The following is a 24,350-nucleotide window of genomic DNA, read 5'->3' as shown; positions in this document are numbered from 1 at the left end:
GTGAGGAGGCAGCGAGCAATGGACATATTTGAGCGTATAGCTTCATATCGGGCTGAGAACGAGCGCATGGCGTGGAACGGAACCTTCAAGGAGTATATAGAACTGCTTAAGAAAGACCCTTCTCCCGCCAAGACTGCCCACGCCCGGGTGTATGACATGATCAAGTCGCATGGTGTCGAGGAAATCAACGGACGCAAACGGTATAAATTTTTCGAGCAGGAAATTTTCGGGCTGGACCGGGCAGTGGAAAAGCTGGTGGAGGAATATTTCCACTCTGCTGCGCGGAGGCTGGATGTACGCAAACGGATCCTGCTCCTGATGGGTCCTGTCAGTGGTGGTAAATCCACTCTCGTTACATTGCTCAAGCGCGGATTGGAACAGTACTCAAGGACGGAACAAGGCGCTGTCTACGCGATTGATGGCTGCCCGATGCATGAAGATCCGCTGCATTTGATTCCGCTGGAGCTGCGACCTGACATTGAGCGTGCGCTGGACGTCCGGATTGAGGGCAATTTATGCCCTTCCTGCCAGATGCGCCTCAAAAATGAATATGGCGGCGACATCGAGAAGGTCGGAGTGGTTCGAGTGCTGCTGTCCGAGGAGGAACGCGTCGGCATTGGAACCTTCAGCCCGTCCGATCCGAAATCCCAGGATATTGCCGACTTGACAGGAAGCATCGACTTCTCGACGATTACCGAATATGGCTCGGAGTCGGACCCGCGTGCGTACCGTTTTGACGGAGAGCTGAACAAGGCCAACCGCGGGCTGATGGAATTCCAAGAGATGCTGAAATGCGATGAGAAATTCTTATGGAATCTGCTGTCGCTGACTCAAGAGGGGAATTTCAAGGCCGGACGGTTCGCGTTAATCTCAGCGGATGAAATGATCATTGCCCATACTAATGAAACTGAGTATAAGTCCTTTATCTCTAACAAAAAAAATGAAGCACTCCAGTCGCGGATGATTGTCATGCCGGTGCCATACAACCTTAAGGTATCTGAAGAAGAGAAAATATACGCCAAACTGATTGGCCAGAGTGATATGAAGCATGTTCATATCGCACCTCATGCGCTGCGTGCAGCAGCGATATTCTCCATCCTGACCCGCCTGAAGGAGAGCAAGAAGCAGGGTATGGATCTGGTTAAAAAACTGCGGATGTACGACGGCGAAGAGGTCGAAGGCTATAAGGAAGCGGATCTTAAGGAAATGCAGACTGAGTTCCTGGATGAAGGCATGTCAGGGATCGACCCGCGCTACGTCATTAACCGCATCTCCAGTGCGCTGATTAAAGGCAACTTGCAGTGCATGAATGCACTGGATGTTCTGCGGGCGATCAAGGACGGTCTGGACCAGCATCCTTCCATTACGAAAGAAGAGCGGGAGCGTTATCTGAACTTCATCTCCATTGCCCGCAAGGAATATGATATTCTCGCCAAAAGCGAAGTGCAGAAGGCATTCGTGTACTCTTTTGAGGAATCGGCCAAAACGCTGTTCGAGAATTATCTGGATAATATCGAGGCATTCTGCAATTGGACCAAAATTCGCGATCCGCTGACCGATGAGGAGATGGAGCCGGATGAGCGGCTGATGCGTTCCATCGAGGAGCAGATCGGCATTTCGGAGAATGCCAAGAAGGCCTTCCGCGAGGAAATATTGATCCGGATTTCATCCTATTCCCGTAAAGGGAAGAAGTTCGAATACAGCAATCACGACCGGCTGCGGGAAGCGATCGAGAAGAAGCTCTTCACGGACCTGAAGGACATCGTCAAGATCACCACCTCCTCCAAAACACCGGATGAGAGCCAACTGAAGCGGATCAACGAGGTCTGCGCCAGACTCATGGACGGCCACGGCTACTGCCCGACCTGTGCCAACGAGCTGCTGCGGTATGTGGGAAGTCTGTTGAACCGGTAATGGAGCCGTTAGCGATGAGACACTTCTAATGTGATGAGACAAGAAAGATTATGTTACAGCCGCCTTCGGGCGGCTTTTTTAGTGCGCCTAGCGTAGGCTCTAACCTATGTTGAGGTCGTGAGTTATAAATAATCCGAATCGTCTTACAAGAAATGACATAAACCTTAAAAACAGAATGCTATAATCACAATGCTTATCCGTGAGAAATCTAGTTAATAAACATAAAATGAGGATGGTGGGTTATCCGTTATGGGTAGAGTTTATTCAATAGATTATATTAAATTTTTCGCAATACTAGCTGTCGTGGTTATTCATACAACCTCAGTGGACACACAGTTAGGTTTAATTCTGAATGCTCTATCCAGATTTTCGGTTCCGTTTTTCTTTGTGGCTTCCGGTTATTTCATTGGACTAAAATTAATAAACAGTACTGGCACAAGTGAATGTTTATCTTATGTGAAGAGTTACATTTTTAAATTAGTTAAAATCTATGGATGGTGCATTCTTTTCTATGTATGGTATGACACAAGCGTTTTAACCCTCGTTAACATTCAGAACGGAACTAACATACTTCAGGGTTTAGCTGATTATTTTAAGGACAGCTTTAGCTTTCTAAATGTGTTTTATTATGGAACAGTGTCGAGCGGTTACCAATTGTGGTTCTTGCCTTCATTATTCTGGAGCGTTCTTATTTTATATAGCTTTTATAGAATCGGAAGAATAAATCTCTTGATGATCATAAGTTTGGTGCTGAATGTAGTTGGACTTTTTGGTCAAGCATATGCTGTCCTATCTTTAATTAATATTACTTTCTCAACACTCGACACATTGTTTTTTGGACTGTTTTACACCACATTAGGGTTTTACTTTGCCAAGTATTATCCGAGCCTTAAAGTGAAGCTGAGTAATAGTACACTTATAACTTTAATCATTGCTTTCTTCACAACACAAGTTGTTGAAAGTATTGTATTGAATTCGCCTAGTAGTTATTTTATTTCCACTATTTTTTTAACAATTTCAATATTTTTATTTGCACTAAATAATCGTTCACTTGGGAAAAACTCAATAATATCAAGAATTGGAGCACATTCTCTTGGAATATATATTCTGCATGTTTTCATAATAAGCGTGATTAATCTTGGGTTGGATATGTTGAATGTAGCGATAATAAAAGAGATGGTAATTATTCGAATTTTATATACGCCTTTTATTTTCGCAATCTCGTATCTTACATATTTCATTCTCCAAAAAATAAAACAAATGATTATCCAATCTACAGGCAAAAAGGGTGAAATCATTACAACAAGTGATGTTTTAGGGTGATTCTCCAGCTGTGGAAAGATGCTGATTTGATGAATAGGCAAGATAGTTCAAGGTTCTATAATAAACAAAAGGGGGAGTCAACCTTTGTAGGCTGGCTCCCTCACGCTGTCGATAAGATTCTGATGAATGTAGAAATTACCTCTGTTCTTTACACAAACCGCCGCTGCACCTTTTTACCGTCAAAAGAGAACTGCGCTTTCTTATCCTCCAGCACGGTCTGCAGGTGTACAGTCCGCCCCCAAAGTGTATAAATATGCGGCAGCGTCCGCTCCAGATACTTCAGATCCAGCTCAATCCCCTCATAGCGGTGAACGATGAATAATTCGCCGTTCCGCTCATAATCCCCGTCCTGCACGACCAGATACGGAGATCCTCCATTCACTCGTGCCCGTACCAACTGGTCTCTGACGTTCTCCCAGGCCTTGTCGGTAATCTTCCATTCCGGGCCTTTCTTCTCGAAAATGTACAGGTCCAGATCATTGACCAGCTGTTTGGACATATAGTTGCTGATAAATGAAGTATCCGATTCCAGCTCGCGCACCTCAAATATTTTATCGCGGTCCCAGCGGCGCTCAATGTCTTCGAAGATCTTCAGGCCGAGATAATACGGATTCAAGCTCTGCCGAGATGGCTGCACCACGGAGGAATTCAGCTTCGAGTACTCGATCGTCTCCTCCGGCGTCAGGTCCAGCTCGCGCATGATGCGCTGATGCCAGTAGGAAGCCCAGCCTTCGTTCATGATCTTCGTCTCCATCTGCGGCCAGAAATAGAGCATCTCGTCATGCAGCATGGTCATGATATCGCGTTGCCAGTCTTCAAGCACCGTGGAGTACTGCTGGATGAACCAGACGATGTCCTTCTCCGGCTCCGGCGGAAAGACAGGTTCTCCCGCAGGATTCGCCTGCGTGCCACCTTCTAAGGCAGTGTCTAAATCCCACAGCTCGTTGTATGGACCGGACGGCTTCTGCACGCCCTTGGAAGCATCCTTGCGTTCCTGCATTTTCAGTTCCACCTGGCGGCTTTTACCCAGTTTTTGCGGTTTGATCAGGCTGGGGTCAATATGTTCTTGAATGGCTAGCACCGCATCGATGAAGCTCTCGACGGTCTGTTTGCCATAAGTAACGGAATACTGGGCGATCCGCTCCGCGGTAGCCGACATACTCTCGACCATATCCCGGTTGGACATGGAGAAACGCGCGTTGTTCTTGAAGAAGTCGCAGTGTGCCAGGACATGCGCCACAATCAGCTTGTTCTGGATAAGGGAATTGCCGTCGAGCAGAAAGGCATAACACGGGTTCGAGTTGATGACCAGCTCATATATTTTGCTTAGGCCGAAATCGTACTGGGATTTCATTTTGTGAAAGGTTTTTCCGAAGCTCCAATGTGAGAAGCGTGTTGGCATCCCGTAGGCACCAAAGGTATAGATAATGTCTGCTGGGCATATTTCATAACGCATAGGATAAAAATCCAGACCGAAGCCGGAGGCGATTTCTGTAATTTCCGCGATGGAGCGCTCAAGCTCCTTTATTTCCTCACCGGGCATGAACCCATCTCTCCTCTCATTTCTGCAGGCGGGTAGTCGTAGAAACATACGTATTCTTATTATGTATATGGAGAGGGAGAGGGCAATATGACGCCGCAGGCCTTAGTGAGGGCAGTTGGTAGGTTTGATGAGTGGGTGACAAGAACTGACATAAAGCAGAAAAATAGTGTGCTATGATCAAATGTAAAAGTTCAATCTCATACATAATCCGAATGTAATGGAGGTTCGAAATTGTTAGTGAAAACGTTATTGAACAAAGCTGGTTTAGCTGCCTTTATCCTCACTCTGGCCTCTTTATCTTTTAGTCCTGCTTTTGCAAGTAATGCTTCGGATATTGAAGGGAATTGGGCAGAGGCGCAAATTACGCAATGGATGAAGAATGATCTGATCTCAGGTTATCCGGATGGGGAATTTAAGCCTAATCAACATATAACCAGAGCGGAACTGATTGCATTGATTAATAAGTCTTTTGGTTTTACTGTGACAAAAGAAATGAAATTAACGGATGTTTCAGCCAATGATTGGTTTTACCCGGAAGTATTAAAAGCGAATGCTGCCGGTTATATTACCGGTTATGCAGATGGGTCGTTTGGACCTGACCGGGAGGTAAGCCGCCAGGAGTTCGCCGTTATGATAAGCAAATTACTTGGCCTCATTCCATCAGAATCCGCGGATACGTTTAGCGACATGGCTCAAAGCCCTGCATGGAGTAAAGAGGCAATCGGTGCCGTCTACGATCAGGGAATTATGACGGGGTATGCGATGGACCGGAAATTTCATCCCAGATTATCAGCTACCCGTGCAGAGGCCGTTGTCATATTAGACAGGACGCTGAAAGTCAAAGAGAAACTGACGTCAGCACTGACGCCTACATTTACCCCAACCCCAAGCTTAGCTCCAACCCCAACACCAGTAACATCACCTGAACAGGAATTTACTGCAACACCGATAGTAGTGCCGCCAAGAAATTCAATGAGTCCTCCGAGTTTAAGGCCGGAAGTAGATGGGTCATCGGGCATTGTAATAGCGACACCAAAACTGGCAACCCTCATACCAACTCCTTCTCAATTACCGCCTACACCTTAAATGGACTCGGGGATGCTCTCGAACTCAGCGGTATGGTGACAGTCTGAAGCTCCAAAGAAATCGTTTCTAGTTGAGAGGATTGGATGGTAGATCCAATGGTCTAGAGACGATTTCTTTTTGTGTATGTATCTAGGGTTCATCAATTGGCGGCGGTATAACTGGCGGCAGATTTCTATGTCTCTGGTATCTCTACATCCTTCACTATTGCTGATATACTTTAACAGGCACCAATTTCTGGACATGAATACTTACCTTTATAGAAAGGAAGACTCAGGCCATGAAATTTATTCTGAAGCTAAACCTGCTCAGTATGATATATGCTGTACCTTTCTTCCTGTCCACTGAGTTACTCGGAAATATATATCGTCTATCACGAGTGACAGGCTTGGAAATAGGTATGATGGACCGGATGACTACTGTGTATAATGTCGTGGGATTTATATGTGCGACAATGTTATTCGTTTATTTGGCACACCATTGGATGGAGGGCCGGAAGGCGCAGTTCTGGTCCGTACCTTTGTCTATTATCTATTTAGCGGTATTCATTGTTATAGTCCGGACGCTGCTTCCCATCACTCACCCGGGGGATAGACCTAATCCAGCAAGTGGTCTGATTATAATCGTGTTATCTATTCTGTATCCGCTATATCTAGTTATAATTAATTGTTCTGGCATCCTCCTGAGCCGCTCGGGTCAAGACTTAAGCCGGAACTATAAATGAAGGGTCGGGAGAACAAATATGCAGCGAATTTTACTCATTGAAGACGATGAGACGATCAGTGAGATGGTCCGTTCTTATCTGGTAAAGGAAGGGTATGAGGTAATAACAGCTTTCGACGGAGAAGCGGCAGAGAAAGCTTTTGCAGAGGGTGGCAGCTATGATCTTATACTCCTTGACCTGATGCTTCCTAAGCGCAGCGGGATGGACCTACTGCAGATCATCCGCAGCACCAGCCTGGTGCCGGTTCTGATCATGTCGGCTAAGAACAGCGATGTAGATAAGGCGCTTGGACTGGGCTTCGGGGCAGATGATTATATCGCCAAGCCGTTCTCCATGATCGAAATGGCGGCAAGAGTGAAGGCAGCGATCCGCCGGGCGGGCTACCTCTCACAAGAGGTCAAAGAGAAGCAGCCCGCACTGGCGAAGACAATTACGGTCCGTGGACTGACGGTTGATCTGGAGAATTTCTCCGCACAGAAGAACGGGAGCGAGATCAAGCTGACGTCCAAGGAATTTCATATACTCAAGCTGTTCGTCACCCATCCAGGCCGGGTATTTACCAAAGCACAGATTTATGGGCTTGTCTGGGCGGATGATTATTACGGTGATGAGAATGTCATTAATGTACATATGAGAAGACTTCGTGAAAAAATTGAAGATGAACCTTCGAATCCCGTGTATATCAAAACGTTATGGGGAATCGGATATAAACTGGAGGAATCAGCAGGATGAACGCAATGCTCACGATAATCGCTATAGGCCTATTGTTCGTCAATGTGTTGCAATACCGGAATGCGCAACATACTAAGCGCCAGCTTGGTTATATCCATGAGAAGCTAAACCGAATTCTGACGGAGGACACTCAGGAAAGGCTGCTGCTATTTAGCAGCTCCCCAGAGCTACAGCAACTGTTGACCGATCTTAACCGGCTGCTGGATGCCAATCAGAAGAAAACTTCCGAGCAGGTTAAACTGGAAAAGTCGTTGCGCAACATGCTCTCGAATGTATCCCATGATCTGAAGACACCGCTGACGGTGGTGCTTGGATATATTGAAACTATTTTGCAAGATAAGGACATGCCTGAATCAGAACGGGAACGTCTACTTCACACGATTCATACTAAAGCCAATGAAGTGATTACATTAATGAACACCTTTTTTGATCTGGCCAAACTGGAGTCGGGTGATAGTGATATGCCTCTTAGCCGTGTGGAGCTGGGCGAGGTATGCCGGCGGAATATTCTTTCCTTTTATGATCTTTTGAGCGGCAAAGGTACTGAGGTGCAGATTGATCTGCCGGAGGAGCCGCTGTATATCATGGGGAACGATGAGGCACTGGACCGTATTTTGTCCAATCTGTTGTCCAATGCGATAAAGTATGGAGATGCTGGTGGCGTGCTTGGTCTCAGGTTGTATTATGATGAGCAGCAGGCGCATATCGAAGTGTGGGATAAAGGAAAAGGTATTCCGGAGGCTCATCAGGATAAGGTGTTCGAGCGGATGTATACCTTAGAAGATTCGCGAAACCGTCTCTATCAAGGCAGCGGTCTGGGACTGACGATTAGCAAAAGGCTTACGGAAGAAATGAACGGTACCATCAATCTTGACAGTAAACCAGGGGTAAAAACCGCATTCACACTTTCTTTCCGGCGTGTGACGTTCTAGAAGAACAGAACTTAAGATTTTCGTAAGAATCAGGTAATAAAAAAGAAAATTCCGCTGTGTACAATGATAAATATAGAAGGGCGAGAACAAATCAAAGGGGACAGCGACCTATGGATACGATATTGCGGACACGGAATTTAACCAAATGCTATAAAGGCAAAGAAGTCGTAAGCGGCGTGAATATGAACATCCGGCAGGGAGAAATTTATGGCTTCCTGGGACCGAACGGTGCCGGAAAAACAACGGTTATGAAAATGATCACCAATCTCGTGAAGCCTACAGCCGGTGAAATTGAATTTTGCGGGGAGAAAATGCATAACCGTTCATATGAGATGCTGAAACGTATGGGCTGTATCATCGAATATCCGGTGTTCTACGATAGATTGAGTGCCCGAGAGAACCTGATCCTGCATGGAGAATACCTAGGGTATTATGACAAGAAAGCGATAGATGAAGCCATGGGCCTGGTGAACCTTACGAATGTGGATAACAAACCGGTTCACCAATTCTCACTGGGAATGAAGCAACGCCTCGGAATTGCAAGAGCAATCATGACCAAGCCTGAGCTGCTGATTCTGGATGAGCCCATCAATGGACTAGATCCGGTCGGAATTAAGGAAGTGCGTGAATTGTTTCGTATGCTAAGCCGTGAATATGGAATGACATTGCTCGTGTCCAGCCACATTCTAGCGGAGATTGAACAGATTGCCGATACAATCGGTGTAATACGTGAAGGTGTGCTGGCTGAGGAAGTGGCGATGGATTCCATCCGCGGACAGAATTCAGAGTATATCGAACTGGTGACACAAGAGACCAGTAAGGCTGTGTATGTACTGGAGTATAAACTGGGTATTACCAACTTTAAGGTGCTGGATCCGCGGACCATCCGGATTTATCAGGATGGAATCACACAGCGTGAGTTAAATAAGGCGCTGGTGATGGCGGATATTGAGCTGGAGAGCCTTAGCAAGAAGCAGTATTCGCTTGAAGAATACTTCCTGAACCTGATTGGAGGTGAGAGCATTGCTTAAGCTTATTTCTCTGGAAATCCGCAAACATAAACTGGCTGGCATGCTTAAGGCAGTACTCTACGCCAATTTGGGTCTCCTCATCTTTATGGTGCTTGTCTTATTCATGGACCAGAGTGAGGTTGACCGCACCTTTGAATCCTATGCTGAGCTGCTTGATGGGCTGTTCGTCTTTGTGAAATCAGTATTTATCATATTTGGTGCTGTTCTTCTGGGCAAACTGATCATTGATGAATATAGAAATAATACGATTACCCTGCTGTTTATGTACCCCATCCCTCGTAAAAAATTAATGGCTGCCAAAGTTATCGTCGTGTTCCTGTTCACGATGGTTACCATTATCGTATCTTATCTCATTCTTGCTGCATTGCTGGTGGGACTCGATGCTATCTCAGGTATCATACCCGGGCAGCTCACCTTATCATTGGTCGGAAGCACACTGGCGAAGCTTGGTTTCGGCGCCCTGTATGCAGCGGGGATTTCCCTGATCCCGCTCTATATCGGAATGCGCAAGAAATCACTTTCCGCGACCATCGTATCGTCCGTCCTGATTGTCAGCCTGATATCTTCGGGCTTTGAACAGTTCCGTCTTGGAGATCTGGCTTATGTGTCCATTGCATTGTGCCTGCTGGGCATTGCGATTGCATATTTATCCATCCGGAAAGTGGAGACAGAGGACATTTCATAGAATGCTAATCCAAGTAATAACCTCTACCCGTAAGGGTAGAGGTTATTTAATTTTACCGAATACGAATCCGCGCAATTTTGATATAATAGATAAAACAATTCAAAAATACGCAATATCCGATGTTTTCGGCTTTTTTTTGCATGAATTATGTCGTTTTTTAGGGGGAACGCAGAGAGGATGTGGGCTGTGTATAAGGAAAAAAGTCTAATTCTAGAACAAATGATTTCGGCGGATGGCGCCTTTAAATCCTTATATATGAATCATCCGGATTCCATCTACATTATGGATCTGCAGGGACGTTATGTTGATGCCAACTTTTCGATGCAACAGGTGATCGGTTATACGGTCGAGGATCTCAACGATCTAGTTAGCAAAGAACCTATTGTGCCGGAGAGCAGGACACTTCGTAAGGATAATTTTGCACTCGCGCTGAAAGGGGAGTCCCCCCGTTTTCAATTGAGTTTTCAACATAGAAATGGCGAAGTTCGGACGGCTGACATCACGTATGTGCCAATCAAGGCTGGAGAAGAAGTGGTTGGCGTGTTCGGAATTGCCAAGGATATTACAGATAAAGTTCAGGCTCAGAAGAAGCTGCAGGAGAGTAATGAACGTTACCGTTCTTTGTTCCAACACAATCCGGCAGGAGTCTACCTGCTTGATGAGCAAGGAAGATTCACTGAGGTGAATGCGCGTCTGCAGCAGTTGCTTGGCTACAGCAGGGACGAATTCCTGGGAATGTCGTTTCATGACTTTATTGATCCGCAGGAAGAGAATGATTCTGCTTCATGCAGCGCTCAAGAACTCAATATGGAACCCCAACATTACAAAGTTAACCTTACCCACAAAGAAGGTAAACCTATTCGGTTACATTTAGTAAATGTACCGATAATCCTTAATGGAATACCGCAGGGCTATCATGGCGTTGCAATAGATTTCACTGATAATATGCGTAATCTGGAGCAGATCAGGGAATTAAGTGAACGCCACAGTCTGATTCTGGACTCTGTGTCCGAAGGGATATTCGGATTGGATACCAATGGGCATACCATGTTTATTAACCCCGCAGCGATGGAGATGCTTGGATATTCCCGTGAGGAATTCATCGGTATTCACAGTCTTTCTCTCATTCATCATACCCGCTCTGATGGTTCACATTATACCCGTGAAGATTCACCTATCCAGTTGACAGTTCTAGATGGAGCTACTCGCAGCATGGATGAAGAGGTATTCTGGCGAAAAGACGGGACAAGCTTTCTGGTGAATTACCGGGTTTCCCCGATTATTGATAATGGGGTTATTCAAGGCACAGTGGTGGCCTTTAATGACATCACAAATGAACGGGAAATTATCCGCGCCAAGGAATATGCCGAGAAGGCGGCCCGCGCGAAGTCAGACTTTCTGGCCATGATGAGCCATGAAATCCGCACACCTATGAATGGTATGATCGGGATGGCGGATTTGCTGATGGAGACAGAGCTTGAGGAGGAGCAGCGCGGGTACACTGAAATTTTGCGCAGCAGCAGCTATAGTCTTCTGCAGATTTTAAATGATATTCTGGATTTCAGTAAGATTGAAGCTGGTAAAATGCCGCTGCAATCCGAAATGTTTGATCTTCGAGAGATGGTCTCCAGTATTGTAGATTTGTTCACACCTAAAGCGGAGGAGAAGAAGCTGGCGCTGCGATGGTGGGCAGATACAAGTGTGCCAGAAATTCTAAGAACCGATCCAAGCCGGCTTCGTCAGATTATCGTCAATCTGGTGGGGAATGCCTTGAAGTTCACGGAGAAAGGAAGCGTGACCCTTTCCATTAAGAATATTCAGTTGCCGGGTTCGGAGGATTATTTACTGGAGTTCTCCGTGAGGGATACCGGCGTAGGGATTGCTGCCAATAAACTGAATCTGTTGTTCCAGTCCTTTTCACAAGTGCATCCGACGATCAACCGCAAATATGGTGGAACGGGCCTTGGACTGGCGATTTGCAAGCAGCTAGTGGAATTGATGGGTGGCACTATCTTTGTTGAAAGCGAAGAGAACAGAGGCTCTACCTTTCGCTTTATGCTCCCGTTCACCAAGGAAGATGTCGAGCTGGAGTGAGACCATTTAAACAGCAAACAACCTCCGTATCCGTTGCCCAAAGCAACATGATACGGAGGTTGTTTGTGTAAGAAGTCAGTAGGAATAAGTGCTACATTGTTTCAGGCTTAAGCATATACATGAGGCCTACCGTTTGTGGTCCGCAGTGGCTACTGATTACACAGCCTGCATGAACGATAGCAATTTCACGGACACCGGTTGCTTCCTGCAGGGCATTCTGTAAATACTGTGCGTCTTCATCGGCCAGTGTGTGGGCGATAATGATCAATTCATCGTCCATTCGCTCAATATCGGCGAGGGCGTTCTGAAGCATCTGCTCTACTGCTTTCTCCTTTTTGCCGCGAATCTTATTGATCGGCACAATGCTGCCTTCCATCATCTTAAGAAGGGGCCTGATTTTAAGCAGGCTGCCGATAAAATTCTGCATACCGGAGCAGCGTCCGCCCATATACAGGTAGTCGAGGGTATCCACGACAAACTGAGTATCCACCAGCTCACGATCACGCTCCAGCATGAGAGAAATCTCCGTTGCGCTAAGCCCGCGGCGGGCCGCATGGACCGCTTTCATGACAAGCAAGCCGATTCCTCCGCATAATGTCTTGGAGTCAACAACCTTGATCCTGCCCTCGGGATATTCACCGGCGGCCAGTAACGCGTTCTGATAGGTTGAGGAGAGGGCGGAAGAGAGACTTATGTAGACGATATCATGACCGGCTTCAATGGCTGGAGCAAAAGCTGCCATGAAATCAGCCGGTGACGGTGCTGCAGTCTTTGGTAATGAGCCGTTTGCTGCAACCCGTTCATATACATCTTCGGGTATAATGTCCAGACCATCACGGTAAGTTTCGTCACCAAACACTACATAAAGCGGGATAATGCCGATATCGTATGTGTCTTTCCAGACTTGCGGTAAATCGGAAGTGCTGTCCGCAAATATTTTTACAGTAGACATGAATTTCTCCTTCACCGATTGCTTGAAATAAATTACAGCATAATGAGGGCCATAATTCTTTTATTATACCAAGCGGATTGCTATTCGCAAAACAAAAAATACTGCAACTATATTTGAAATATCCGGTAGTTTCAGAGTTACCCGAACGGCTACATGGCAAAAACCAGCATATCTCCGGCGATGGAGAGCTGCTGGTCACATTGAACATTAAACTATGCCATTGTGGCGAGTTAAATAAGAATTTATTTCTTCTTAACCGGAATCCATACCTCGCAGCGGTAATCTTCACCTGCAGGGTCACCCGGCGGGTACAACTCGAAATCAGGTCCGCCTGTATGCTCATAGCCTGTTCCCGGGAACCATTCCTGGTAAATCCGTTGCCATACGTTCTGGATGGCATGCGGCATCGGCCCGACAGAGGTGAACACGGCCCAGGTCGCTGCGGGAATCACAGCTGTCTCATATCCGCTGGAATCGGTGGACTCCCCGCCTTCCACCGCAATCCAATACGAAAGCAGCTCATGGGTATGATCCATGGTCATGCAAATACCCAGAATATCCATGGTACTTCCCATCTCAATCAGCTTGTCGGAAGTGCCGTCTTCATTGGCTTCCTGCCAGAACTCAGGAATAAGGCGAAAGTTCTCTCCATCCTTGCATGAAACCTCTTTCGATTTGCCGATGACTGTGAAGCTGTCTCTTTCAATAATGGTATAGTCCATTTCTTGATCTCCCTTCAAAGATAGGTGGAAGGATAGGCGTGGATAAGCTTTGAGCTGGGCACCTTGACCGCGGGCAGCAGAGGGGTTAATTCCGTGCGCCTTGCGAAAAGCTTTGGCAAAAGACTCGGGAGAGTCATATCCGTACTTTAGTGCAACGTCAAGCACTTTAGTGGAGGAGATCGCCAGTTCCTGAGCGGCAAGAGTCAACCTGCGTCTGCGGATGTAATCTGCCACGGTTACCCCTGTCAGCATATGGAACATGCGCTGGAAGTGAAAAGGGGAAGAACACGCGATCTTAGCGATGTCCTCTACCCTGAGTGTGTCATCCATCTTCTCCTCCATATAATCCAAAGCATCTTTCATACGGATTAGCCATTCCAAGTGACGCCATCTCCTTTGAACTTATACTAGCATGAAGTCCGGCAACTTATCCTGACATTCCATGCTTTATAAAGACAGATACACTTCGGTTAGAAGGGCATCTGTTCTGAGAGGGTTGGACATAAATATAGAGCCATCACCACTGAAATTTAGCGGCGATGGCTCTATTATAAAGGGTTAGGTTATTGAAAAGCGATAGCTTACCTTAGATGGACCAGACGTTTGCCTCAAAAGGTCTAAGTATCATCCGGTCAGAGGATTCTTCCTTGTAATTGCTAATAATCAGCTCTTTAAAGGTTAACAGCTCACCCGGTAGTTCAACTACCTGAGCGGTGTCACTGAAATTCAGCAGAATCAGCCATTTCTCATTCTCCAGCGTCCGGGTATAGGCGTAAATAAACTCATGATCTTGGAGCAGCAGATCATACTTGCCATACGCCATAATCGGATTCTCCTTACGGAGAGAAATCAGCTTCCGGTAATAATGGAAGATCGAATCCGGATCAGCCATTGCCTGCTCGGTGTTAATATCCGTATAGTTCGGATTGACCTTGAGCCATGGAGTACCTGTTGTGAATCCTCCATTCTCCGAGTCATTCCACTGCATCGGGGTTCTGGCATTGTCCCGCCCTTTGATGTAAATCGCGTTCAGGATGGTATCGTGGTCAGCACCGCCTAAGGTCACTTTTTCCCGGTACATGTTATGAGTCTCAATATCCTGATAATCCTCAAGAGACGGGAACTTCACGTTGGTCATCCCGATTTCTTCACCCTGATAAATATAAGGTGTGCCTTTAAGTGTGTGAAGCAGGGTAGCCAGCATTTTGGCCGATTCCAGGCGGTAAGGACCGTCATTACCGAACCGGGACACCATCCGAGGCTGGTCATGATTGTTCAGGTACAGGCTGTTCCAGCCCCGGTCCGCAAGCCCGATCTGCCATTTGTGCAGAATCTTTCGCAAGTTGACCAGATTCCATGGAACCACGTCCCATTTGCCTCCCGGTCCCGAATCGATATCCATATGCTCGAACTGGAACACCATCTGCAATTCCTGGCGGTCTTCAGCGGTGTAAAGGATAGCGTCCTCGACACTGGCACCCGGGGTTTCTCCGACGGTCATGATGTCGTATTTCGAGAGTACCTTCTCATTCATCTCACGAAGATAGTCATGAACATGGGGGCCATTCATGTAATACTGCCCGCCTCCGCCAAGCACTGCATCTCCATCGGAAGGAAGGCCGGGAGTTTTGGAGATCAGGTTAATGACATCCATGCGCAGACCATCCACACCTTTATCAAGCCAAAAGGCGATCATGCTGTACAGCGCTTCCCGCAGCTTCGGATTCTCCCAGTTAAGATCCGGCTGTTTGCGGGAGAACAGGTGCAGGTAATATTCGCCGGTGGCTTCATCCAGCTCCCAGGCCGGGCCGCTGAAGATGGAGCTCCAGTTGTTCGGCAGCTTGCCGTCAGGTTGTGCCGGGCGCCAAATATAGTAATCCCGGTATGGATTGTCCTTGGAAGAGCGTGACTCCACGAACCAGGCATGCTCATCGGACGAATGGTTGATGACAAGATCCATCATCAGCTTGATTCCGCGTTCATGCATGCCGGCCAGGAGCTCCTCCCAGTCCTGCAAGGTTCCAAACTCATCCATAATATCCTCGTAGTTGCTGATATCATAGCCGTTATCGTCATTTGGTGATTTATAAACCGGCGACAACCAGACTACATCCACACCAAGCTGCTGCAAATAATCCAGACGGGATATGATTCCCTGCAAATCCCCAATCCCGTCACCATTGCTGTCCATGAAGCTGCGCGGATAAATCTGATAGACTACAGCTTCTTTCCAGAAGGTTCTGTTCATATTTGTTCACCTGCAAGAGCGGGATTACCCTGTGCAGTAACACTGCTCAGCCCGTTCACGGTATATTCTTTGTCATAAATGGTGATGGATGCCGGAACTTCGGTTTCATTAGCTACGGTAATTCCTTGATCCGTTACGCTTACTTTCAGGCGGGCGCCACGGAACATGATTTTGAAGGAGTACGATTTCCAGTGTCCTGGATTGAAAGGCTTCAGAACCAGTCTGCCATCCAGGACGCGGAGTCCGCCGAAGCCATGTACCACGGACATCCATGTTCCTGCCATACTGGTGGAGTGGCAGCCATCCTCCGTATCATTGTTGTAGTTGTCGAGATCCAGCCGTGAAGTACGTAGATACATTTCATAAGCTTTCTCTTTATAGCCCAGTTCACAGGCAAGAATCGCATGGATACAAGGGGACAAGGAAGACTCATGCACCGTAATTGGCTCGTAGAAGTCGAAATTACGTTTTTTCGTATCCAGATCGTAACGATCGCCCAGGAAATACAACCCTTGAAGCACATCCGCCTGTTTAATGAAGCAGGAACGGAGGATGCGGTCCCAGGACCATTTCTGATTCAGCGGCAGATGTTCCGGCGCCAGGTCTTTTACTTGGATGATTTCTTTGTCCAGGAAGCCGTCCTGCTGCAGGAAGATTTCGCGTTCTTCATCCGCCGGGTAGTACATTTTAGCGATAATTTCATTCCATTTGGATGTTTCAGACTCTTGAAGCTCCAGCTTCTCTGCCAGTTCGGCGTAACGTGCAGCCTCATTCTCCTGCAGATAGGAAAGTGCCTCCAGCGTGTATTCCATCGTCCACGAAGCCATCCGGTTTGTGTACCAGTTGTTGTTGACGTTGTTCTCATATTCGTTAGGGCCGGTCACGCCAAGCATAACGTATTTATCTTTGTGGGCTACATAATGAACGCGTTCTTCCCAGAAGCGGGAAATTTCAACGAGAACTTCAAGTCCATATTGTCCGAGATAAGACTTGTCGCCGGTGTAATTCACATAATTATAGATGGCGTAAGCGATAGCACCATTCCGGTGAATCTCCTCAAACGTAATTTCCCACTCGTTATGGCATTCTTCACCGTTCATTGTCACCATTGGATATAACGCGCCTTTAGTGAAGCCGAGCTTGCGGGCATTCTCCTTGGCTTTCTCAAGGTGCTTGTAACGGTAGATCAGCAGATTGCGGGCGATGGAAGAGTCAGCGGTACTGAGGTAAAAGGGTACGCAGTACGCTTCAGTGTCCCAATAAGTGCTGCCGCCGTATTTTTCACCAGTAAAGCCCTTAGGCCCGATGTTGAGACGGTCGTCATCCCCGCTATAGGTCTGGTTCAACTGGAAAATATTAAAGCGGATGGCCTGCTGCGCCGACGGATCACCTTCGATGATGATGTCGCTTTCTTTCCATTTGTTTCTCCAAGCTTCCGCTTGTTCGGTTAACAGGGTCACGAAACCAGCTTCTTTAGCTTCTTGAAGTTTGATTTTGGCTGCTTCCACAAGTTGGCCTAGACCATGATTGCGGGAGGTTGTATTTGCTGCGTATTTGTAGATTACGATTTGATTCCCTTGCTGAACGCTAAGGCTGACCTTGTTAGCAACATATTTTTCCCGCTCGATTACTTCAGGGGGCGTAGCGATTTTCTCGCCATCCAGAAGGATGTCATAAGTCATTGCGGAAGTAACGTGGAAATCCAGCTTTTTCGTCTTGAGGGTAAGGTATCCGCTGCCTTCTTCGCTGTTCTTCTCTACTTCATTCCAGAATTTCTCATCATAATTGGAATCCTTGTTCTTGATATCACCATCGAGATAAGGAGTGATAGTTATGGTGCCGGCAAAATTCACAGGAAGAATGGAGTAGCGGATGGCACCAATCTCATGACGGGTCATGCTGACAATACGGATGCTCTCGACTTTAACCTCTTTGCCGTCTTCAAGAGTGGCAGTGAAGCTGCGCGACAACGTACCTTCCTTCATATTCAGCTCACGGCGGAACTCGCTGACAGTGCATTTTGCCAGATCCAGCTGAACTCCGTCAATCTCTACATCAATCCCGATCCAGTTGGTGCTGTTAAGCACTTTGGCAAAATACTCAGGATATCCGTTCTTCCACCAGCCCACACGGGTCTTATCGGGGTAATACACGCCGGCCATATAGCTGCCTTGTAAACTGCGCCCACTGTACTGCTCTTCAAAGTTGGCGCGTCCGCCCATATAACCGTTACCAATGCTGAAAATGCTTTCAGATATCTCATGCGTCTGAGGATCGAACGATTCCTCGATGATCGACCATTCATCAATTTTCAAATACTGTTTCACATTAATCTCTCCTTATAAATGATTAGGAATTACATCATTACAAAATGCATTTATCGGATTGGTGGCCAGGACGTAACTACGCTGAATGTTTGGACTTCCGATCGCTGTTATAATCAGATTTCTTTAATTTATCCGCATTGGCGGCTGAAATCTGATTATAAAGGCGAACGCTAACGCTTCTCCAATTCCAAAATTCCTCTCCGTTACTTTCTCACCATATCCTAATTTAAAGACAGATTTCCCGATGATTAAGCAACTAAGCGCTTGCAAAAGCCGATTTCAAACGCTCTACGTTCATATGGGCGAGTGAAGGGACTACCATATTCGCAGCGGCGAGCGTTTGTTCGGAACCGATTCCAATACTGGCCATTCCGGCGCGGTTCGCGGCCTCTATACCGGCTTCGGCATCCTCGAATACGACACAGTTCGCGGGCTCGATTTCGAGAGCTTTTGCCCCCAGCAGAAACACTTCAGGATCAGGTTTGGCAGCCGATGTATGATTGCCGTCTATGATGGCGTCGAAATACGGTGTAAGTCCGGTGTTGTTTAAGATCATCATAGCATTTTTGCTGGCAGAACCAAGTGAAACCTTCAGACCTTGTGACCGGCATTCCTTCAGGAACTCCAGTGCTCCGGGTAGAATCTCGGAATTGTCCATTGCCGAAATATATTCCACATAACGCGCGTTCTTTTCAGCAGCCAAGTGCTCTTTCTCGGCTTCTCCCAAGCTTAAACCGCCGATCTCAAGCAGAATGTTCAGCGACGCCGCCCGGCTAACGCCTTTAAGGCGCTCATTATCCTGTTCAGTGAACTCAAAACCGAGGCGATCCGCGAGCTCTTTCCAGGCAATATAATGGTATTTCGCCGTGTCGACAAGAACACCATCCAAATCAAATAAACATGCTTTTATTTCCGTCATTCCAAGCAGCCCTCCTGAGCGTGATGTAAATCTAGCTAATATTTCAACGTTTGCTGCCTGGATGTAACCAAGCTTATGGATGAAGAGATTATGTAGCGCAAACGTTTGTACAACTTTCGAAAAAATAAATGAAGCCTTAGCTGCTTCATTTATTGAAACATTAAATCATTTCTTGTTCAGAGAATGCATGGATGATTCACGGATGATCAGACGATGCGGAATTACAAAACGGTTGGTATATCCGGCACCGATATCCGACTTCTGGATGCTTTGGATCAGCACCTGAGAAGCCGTGTAACCCAGATGATAAATGCCGATATCAATACTGCTGATCGGCGGATTAGATAATTCCGAAAGCGGGATATTGTTGAAGCTGACAATGGCTAAATCTTCAGGGACACTGTATTTCAATTCATTAAGTCCACGGAGTACACCAAAGGATACCATGTCATCGACAACGACAAGCGCGGTCGGACGGTTAGGAAGATTCATGAAAAAAGACATTGCCCGATACCCGCTATCCTGGAGAAACTCACCCTCGACGATCCACTCAGTGCGCATGTCCAAACCGCTGCTCTGCATGGCCTTTCGGTAACCTTCCAGACGATCGCGCGAAACAATAAGATTAGGAGGACCGCTGACAAAGCCGATGCGCTCATGCCCCATAGATATTAAATGGTTGGTAGCGTCGTATGCAGCCATCACGTTATCGTTATCGACAGAGACAATATTCTCATAACGGTCACTTCTTCCTACAAGTACGAAAGGGTAGCCGTTGCTTTCCAGAAAATCAATAACTGCATCGTCTTTGCGCGAATACAGCAGAATAACGCCGTCAACCCGACGTCCCTTCAGGAGACGTGAAGCGGCTTCAAGTTCTTCCTTCTCATTCGCACCTGAGCTGATGAGCACATCATACCCGGAACGACTAGCCTGTGTAACAATCCCGCGGATCAATTCCATGAAAAACAGGTTAGAGAACAGCTCTTCAGCCGGTTTCGGAAGGATAATGCAGATACTATTGGTCGTCTTCGAGACCAGGCTTTTAGCCATCATATTTGGATGATAGCCCATTTCCTCCATAATAACCTTAACTTTGCGGGAAGTTTCCAGGCTGATTCTGGGATGGCCTGACAACACCCGGGAGACCGTGGAAGGTGAAACTCCAGCCTTCTTGGCTACATCCTTGATGGTAACTGTCATAGAAACCTCCTTATGGAACCGTTTGCTTTACAAAGTAATATTAATCGAAGACCTGATAATTGTAAATAGATAAACTCTTTCAGAATGCTTGCAGGGCCCCAGTCAAAAGCCAAAAATCCGCTAGCAACCCATTCTTTATACTTCCCAAAGAATGGGTTGTGCACGCGAATCTGAAATTATTTCTTCTATTATTAATAGACGGCCTTTAGGACTGTAAATCCGAAAGCTGGAAGCTTGATTCTCAGCTTGCCTCGTTCCGTTCTGACGGCCTCACTTGTGAATACATTCTCCCATTGTGTTTCTTCCACATCCAGCAGGAAGGATTGGGCGGTTTCATCCTTATTCAGTAGCACAACGATGACATCTTCACCCAGCCGGCGCTCATAGGCAAGCTTTGTTCCATTTCTTCCTGCTTCCAGGAAGGTAATTGTTCCAGTCCGCAGCGATGGGTGGCTTGCGCGGATATGAATCAAGCGGCGATAGAATTCGAACAAATTGCGGTCCTGCTTGCTGATATCCCATTCCATACATTTGCGGCATTCCGGATCGCCTCCGCCATCCATACCGATTTCGTCACCGTAATAGATACAAGGGGTCCCCATATATGTGAATTGGAATAGTGCAGCCAGCTTCTGCTTGTTCTTGTCACCTTCAGCCAGAGTAAGAACGCGGGGAGTATCATGACTATCCAGCAGATTAAAGGCTACTTCACTGGCCTGGAGCGGATAACGCGATAATTGCTTCCCGATGGAGTTGGCAAAACCTTCAGCATCCAGCTTGTCCGTGACAAAGAAGTCCAGAACTGCATCCGTAAACGGATAGTTCATCACAGCATCAAACTTATCGCCTTCCAGCCATGGAGCAGATTCATGCCAAATTTCCCCGAGTATATATGCATCCGGATCGGCCCGTTTGACAACTCGGCGGAATTCTCTCCAAAATTCGTGATCCACTTCATTCGCCACATCCAGGCGCCAGCCGTCAATGCCGACTTCCTTGATCCAGTATTCAGCGACCTCCAGCAGATACTGTTTCACCTCGGGATTCTCCGTATTCAGCTTAGGCATCATTGGTTCAAAAGCAAAAGTATCGTACGGAGGGATGTCTTCGGTGAATTCAATCGGAAATTTATGAATATGGAACCAGTCTTTATACTTGGAAGCTTCGCCTTTTTCAAGTACGTCCACAAAGGGTGCAAAGGTCTTACCCGCATGGTTGAACACCGCATCGAGCAATACCCGAATTCCGCGTTCATGGCAGACATCCACAAGTTTCTTCAGGGTTTCAGCATCGCCAAACTGCGGGTCAATCTTCATATAGTCTTCGGTATCATATTTATGATTTGTGGTAGCAGCGAATACAGGTGTAAAGTAAATGGCGGTGATACCCAGTTCACTCAAATGATCTAGATGGTCAATAACCCCTTGAAGGTCACCACCGAAGAAATTATCCGGTCTAGGCGTTCCACCCCACGGTTCTACATTCTCAGGATCGAGTTCCGGATTGCCATTGGCAAAACGTTCAGGGAAGATTTGATAGAATACGGCGTCCTTTACCCATGCCGGAGGCGTAAATACATCATTGCGGTTAATGTACGGAAACTCAAACAAACGGTAAGGATTGGCCGGACGCTCAGTCTGGAATTCGCTTTCTGTCATCCAGATGCGCTCATGATCCTTTTGCAGCAAGAAACCGTATTTCAGGCGGCGGTGGGGAGGGACAGATGCGCATTCCCAATAATCAAACATGGCATCGGAAGTGAACAGCGTCATCGGGATCAGTTCTTTAGTGGTGTCCCAAGCATATTTGTCTCCAGCCCAGGCGAAGACCTCGGTCAAATCTCCTTTTTTGGCACGCAACCGCAGGTGAATGGTGTTCTCGTCATAAGCATAAGACCAGTTTAAGCGGGGACGGTGATATACAGCTTCTAGTAGCATCGAATTTCCTCCTGAAAAAGAATGAATAGAGATCATGACAAACAGGCACATCAAGAAAGCAGAGCTTCCGAGGATGTACCTGTCATAGATAACATTGCCTTCTGATTGTGTGAATATTGTCAATTACCTGATCGAAATGGATTATAGCATGAACAAATAAGGTGTTCAATGTCTTTTGTACAAACAATTGCACAAATTTTCACATGGAATAGGATGTTTTTTCATAACTGGCTCCGAAAAACAACGCTTTTATTATGCAAATCGTTAAGTACAGGGGGTTTATAGTAAAAAAGAAACCTAAGAATATTGAAAAATACGCTCAAATAAGAGATATCGTGCGATAATAAGAGGAATCAACCTAAAAGTTGTGGAAAATATCCCAAAATGATCGTTTTCAGCATGTGCAAACGTTTTTACAAACAAAGATTACTGTTGTATGATGGATTCATGAATGAAGCGCTTTCTAAAACTTGTTAAAGCGTAAACAGATAAGGACGATGTTCAAAACCACATTTTTTTTATCTTCTCTGAAATCGTTTGCGCAAGTTATTGCAGCGTGGTAGAAACACATTTTCAGTTACATAAAACGGGAGGGGTTTAAGCAATGAAGGTTAAGAAAATTATGGCTCTCACCGCAGCTTTCTCGATGGCTTTGTCCATCACAGCATGCGGAAGTAACAACAACGGCAACAATGAGGAGAATGCAGCAGCAACTAACGCACCGGCAAACAACGCTGCAGCAACAAATAATGCAGGCGCTGGCAATGCAGCAGCAACTGAGGAAGTTGTCCCTGAAGATGGCGCATCACTGGTTGTATGGGAAAGTAAAGAAGAAAGACCTTTTGCCGAAGAAATCGCGAAGCAATTCACAGCTAAATATAATGTTCCTGTCAAAATTGAAGAGGTAGCACCACCGGATCAAGTAACTAAACTTACACAAGACGGTCCATCCGGACTTGCTGCTGACGTTATCCTCATTCCACACGATAACTTGGGTAAAGCTGCTAGCGCGAGCCTGCTGCTGCCTAACGATATTTTTGGTGAAGAAACCAAAGCAAACAACACTGAAGCATCGATCATCGGTTCCACGTTTGACGGCGAACTGTACGGATACCCAAGAGCGGCTGAAACTTATGCTTTGTTCTACAACAAATCACTGGTTAAAGAAGCTCCTAAGTCCTTTGACGATGTACTGGCTTTCAGCAAAACTTTCACAGACAAAACTAAGAACAAGTACGGAATTATGTGGGAAGTTGGAAACCTGTATTTCAACTACATGTTTATCGCTTCCAACGGTGGTTACCTCTTCGGGGATAACGGCACCAACAAAGATGATATCGGTCTGAACAACGAAGGTGCAATCACTGGCCTGAACGCATTTGTCAAAATGAAAGAAGCACTGCCAATCAAGAGCGGTGATATCAATGCCGATATTAAACGCAGCTTGTTCAACTCCGGTGATGTAGCAATGGATATTACTGGTCCTTGGGAACTTGCCGGCTACAAAACAGCACTGGGCGACAACCTGGGTATTGCACCAATTCCTACGATTGACGGAAAAACAGCTATTACGTTCTCCGGTATCAAAATTTTCGGAGTTAATGCTTACAGCCAATATCCAAATGCAGCTAAACTGTATGCACACTTCGCTTCCAGCAAAGATGCACAGCTTCTGCTGAACAAAACAATCGGTTCCGTGCCTACGAATAATGAAGCACTGGCTGATCCGCAAATCGCAAATGACCCTTATGTATCCGCGTTTGCTGAGCAAGCTAAGAACTCCCAGCCGATGCCTTCCATTCCTGAAATGGGTAACGTATGGAGTCCTGTGAACGCAGCGCTTCCTGAAATCTGGGATAACAATGTTGACCCTAAAGTTGCAATGGATAAAGCTGTACAACAAATCACTGATTTGAACAACGGCGCATCCGCTGAGTAATAGTACAGTGTACTGCCTGAGAATTAACAGCCTATAGTGGAA

General features: G+C 46.5%; 17 protein-coding genes. 9 read left to right on the top strand and 8 right to left on the bottom strand.

Going from position 1 to position 24,350, the window contains the following annotated elements:
- Nucleotides 1–18: 18 nt before the first annotated feature.
- Nucleotides 19–1,914, top strand: coding sequence for a PrkA family serine protein kinase (locus tag ACAN55_RS12790; protein ID WP_379133020.1), 1,896 nt, complete (start codon nt 19–21; stop codon nt 1,912–1,914).
- A gap of 249 nt (nt 1,915–2,163) precedes the next feature.
- Nucleotides 2,164–3,237 (top strand): acyltransferase, encoded by a 1,074-nt coding sequence (locus ACAN55_RS12785; protein WP_379133017.1) that lies wholly within the window; start codon nt 2,164–2,166, stop codon nt 3,235–3,237.
- Nucleotides 3,238–3,385: 148 nt separating this feature from the next.
- Here the strand turns inward: ACAN55_RS12785 and ACAN55_RS12780 are convergent, their stop codons facing one another.
- Nucleotides 3,386–4,780 carry a SpoVR family protein gene (locus ACAN55_RS12780; RefSeq protein WP_379133014.1) on the bottom strand — a complete coding sequence of 465 codons (1,395 nt, stop codon included), beginning with the start codon at nt 4,778–4,780 and terminating at the stop codon, nt 3,386–3,388.
- A gap of 237 nt (nt 4,781–5,017) precedes the next feature.
- On the opposite strand from ACAN55_RS12780, the gene ACAN55_RS12775 reads away from it, so the two are divergent.
- The 6 genes from ACAN55_RS12775 (at nt 5,018) to ACAN55_RS12750 (ending at nt 12,061) form a co-directional block, all read left to right on the top strand.
- A complete protein-coding gene (locus tag ACAN55_RS12775; RefSeq protein ID WP_379133286.1) occupies nt 5,018–5,866 on the top strand; it encodes an S-layer homology domain-containing protein in 849 nt (282 codons plus the stop codon).
- Between the two features lie 739 nt (nt 5,867–6,605).
- Nucleotides 6,606–7,319 (top strand): response regulator transcription factor, encoded by a 714-nt coding sequence (locus tag ACAN55_RS12770; RefSeq protein ID WP_379133011.1) that lies wholly within the window; start codon nt 6,606–6,608, stop codon nt 7,317–7,319.
- Nucleotides 7,316–8,251: a sensor histidine kinase gene (locus ACAN55_RS12765; RefSeq protein WP_379133008.1), complete on the top strand. Its 936-nt coding sequence runs from the start codon at nt 7,316–7,318 to the stop codon at nt 8,249–8,251. The genes ACAN55_RS12770 and ACAN55_RS12765 overlap by 4 nt, the downstream gene beginning before the upstream one ends.
- A 110-nt stretch (nt 8,252–8,361) precedes the next feature.
- Entirely contained in the window at nt 8,362–9,282 is a 921-nt protein-coding gene (locus ACAN55_RS12760; protein ID WP_379133005.1) for an ABC transporter ATP-binding protein, read from the top strand.
- The gene (locus ACAN55_RS12755; RefSeq protein WP_379133002.1) at nt 9,275–9,967 is read left to right on the top strand and encodes an ABC transporter permease; all 693 of its coding nucleotides are present in this window, start codon (nt 9,275–9,277) and stop codon (nt 9,965–9,967) included. The genes ACAN55_RS12760 and ACAN55_RS12755 overlap by 8 nt, the downstream gene beginning before the upstream one ends.
- A 186-nt stretch (nt 9,968–10,153) precedes the next feature.
- Nucleotides 10,154–12,061 carry a PAS domain S-box protein gene (locus ACAN55_RS12750; protein WP_379133000.1) on the top strand — a complete coding sequence of 636 codons (1,908 nt, stop codon included), beginning with the start codon at nt 10,154–10,156 and terminating at the stop codon, nt 12,059–12,061.
- 91 nt (nt 12,062–12,152) lie between these two features.
- On the opposite strand, the gene ACAN55_RS12745 is transcribed toward ACAN55_RS12750, so the two are convergent.
- The 7 genes from ACAN55_RS12745 to ACAN55_RS12715 form a co-directional block, all read right to left on the bottom strand.
- The gene (locus ACAN55_RS12745) at nt 12,153–13,013 is read right to left on the bottom strand and encodes a DegV family protein (protein ID WP_379132998.1); all 861 of its coding nucleotides are present in this window, start codon (nt 13,011–13,013) and stop codon (nt 12,153–12,155) included.
- 242 nt (nt 13,014–13,255) lie between these two features.
- Nucleotides 13,256–14,116, bottom strand: a complete 861-nt coding sequence (locus ACAN55_RS12740; protein ID WP_379132996.1) for an AraC family transcriptional regulator — start codon at nt 14,114–14,116, stop codon at nt 13,256–13,258.
- Between the two features lie 205 nt (nt 14,117–14,321).
- Nucleotides 14,322–15,983 carry a glycoside hydrolase family 13 protein gene (locus ACAN55_RS12735; RefSeq protein WP_379132993.1) on the bottom strand — a complete coding sequence of 554 codons (1,662 nt, stop codon included), beginning with the start codon at nt 15,981–15,983 and terminating at the stop codon, nt 14,322–14,324.
- Nucleotides 15,980–18,310, bottom strand: a complete 2,331-nt coding sequence (locus ACAN55_RS12730) for a glycoside hydrolase family 65 protein (protein WP_379132990.1) — start codon at nt 18,308–18,310, stop codon at nt 15,980–15,982. Before ACAN55_RS12730 ends, ACAN55_RS12735 begins: the two co-directional genes overlap by 4 nt.
- A gap of 256 nt (nt 18,311–18,566) precedes the next feature.
- Nucleotides 18,567–19,229, bottom strand: coding sequence for a beta-phosphoglucomutase (gene pgmB / locus ACAN55_RS12725; protein WP_379132986.1), 663 nt, complete (start codon nt 19,227–19,229; stop codon nt 18,567–18,569).
- Between the two features lie 165 nt (nt 19,230–19,394).
- Complete coding sequence (locus ACAN55_RS12720; protein ID WP_379132983.1) at nt 19,395–20,432, bottom strand: LacI family DNA-binding transcriptional regulator; 1,038 nt, start codon at nt 20,430–20,432, stop codon at nt 19,395–19,397.
- Between the two features lie 191 nt (nt 20,433–20,623).
- Nucleotides 20,624–22,369, bottom strand: a complete 1,746-nt coding sequence (locus tag ACAN55_RS12715) for an alpha-glycosidase (RefSeq protein ID WP_379132979.1) — start codon at nt 22,367–22,369, stop codon at nt 20,624–20,626.
- A gap of 604 nt (nt 22,370–22,973) precedes the next feature.
- Here ACAN55_RS12715 and ACAN55_RS12710 point away from each other — a divergent pair.
- Nucleotides 22,974–24,308 (top strand): sugar ABC transporter substrate-binding protein, encoded by a 1,335-nt coding sequence (locus ACAN55_RS12710; protein WP_379132976.1) that lies wholly within the window; start codon nt 22,974–22,976, stop codon nt 24,306–24,308.
- Nucleotides 24,309–24,350 lie beyond the last annotated feature (42 nt).

Source organism: Paenibacillus oryziterrae (assembly GCF_042610485.1).
Taxonomy (GTDB): Bacteria; Bacillota; Bacilli; order Paenibacillales; family Paenibacillaceae; genus Paenibacillus_AQ.
This window is presented reverse-complemented; position numbering and strand designations above follow the sequence as displayed.

Bases quoted from the DNA above. Each gene is read 5' to 3' on its own strand.
- ACAN55_RS12715 (WP_379132979.1), bottom strand. From the start codon at position 22,369: ATGCTACTAGAAGCTGTATATCACCGTCCCCGCTTAAACTGGTCTTAT.
- ACAN55_RS12770 (WP_379133011.1), top strand. From the start codon at position 6,606: ATGCAGCGAATTTTACTCATTGAAGACGATGAGACGATCAGTGAGATG.
- ACAN55_RS12760 (WP_379133005.1), top strand. From the start codon at position 8,362: ATGGATACGATATTGCGGACACGGAATTTAACCAAATGCTATAAAGGC.
- pgmB (WP_379132986.1), bottom strand. From the start codon at position 19,229: ATGACGGAAATAAAAGCATGTTTATTTGATTTGGATGGTGTTCTTGTC.
- ACAN55_RS12765 (WP_379133008.1), top strand. From the start codon at position 7,316: ATGAACGCAATGCTCACGATAATCGCTATAGGCCTATTGTTCGTCAAT.
- ACAN55_RS12745 (WP_379132998.1), bottom strand. From the start codon at position 13,013: ATGTCTACTGTAAAAATATTTGCGGACAGCACTTCCGATTTACCGCAA.
- ACAN55_RS12720 (WP_379132983.1), bottom strand. From the start codon at position 20,432: ATGACAGTTACCATCAAGGATGTAGCCAAGAAGGCTGGAGTTTCACCT.
- ACAN55_RS12785 (WP_379133017.1), top strand. From the start codon at position 2,164: ATGGGTAGAGTTTATTCAATAGATTATATTAAATTTTTCGCAATACTA.
- ACAN55_RS12710 (WP_379132976.1), top strand. From the start codon at position 22,974: ATGAAGGTTAAGAAAATTATGGCTCTCACCGCAGCTTTCTCGATGGCT.
- ACAN55_RS12790 (WP_379133020.1), top strand. From the start codon at position 19: ATGGACATATTTGAGCGTATAGCTTCATATCGGGCTGAGAACGAGCGC.
- ACAN55_RS12780 (WP_379133014.1), bottom strand. From the start codon at position 4,780: ATGCCCGGTGAGGAAATAAAGGAGCTTGAGCGCTCCATCGCGGAAATT.
- ACAN55_RS12735 (WP_379132993.1), bottom strand. From the start codon at position 15,983: ATGAACAGAACCTTCTGGAAAGAAGCTGTAGTCTATCAGATTTATCCG.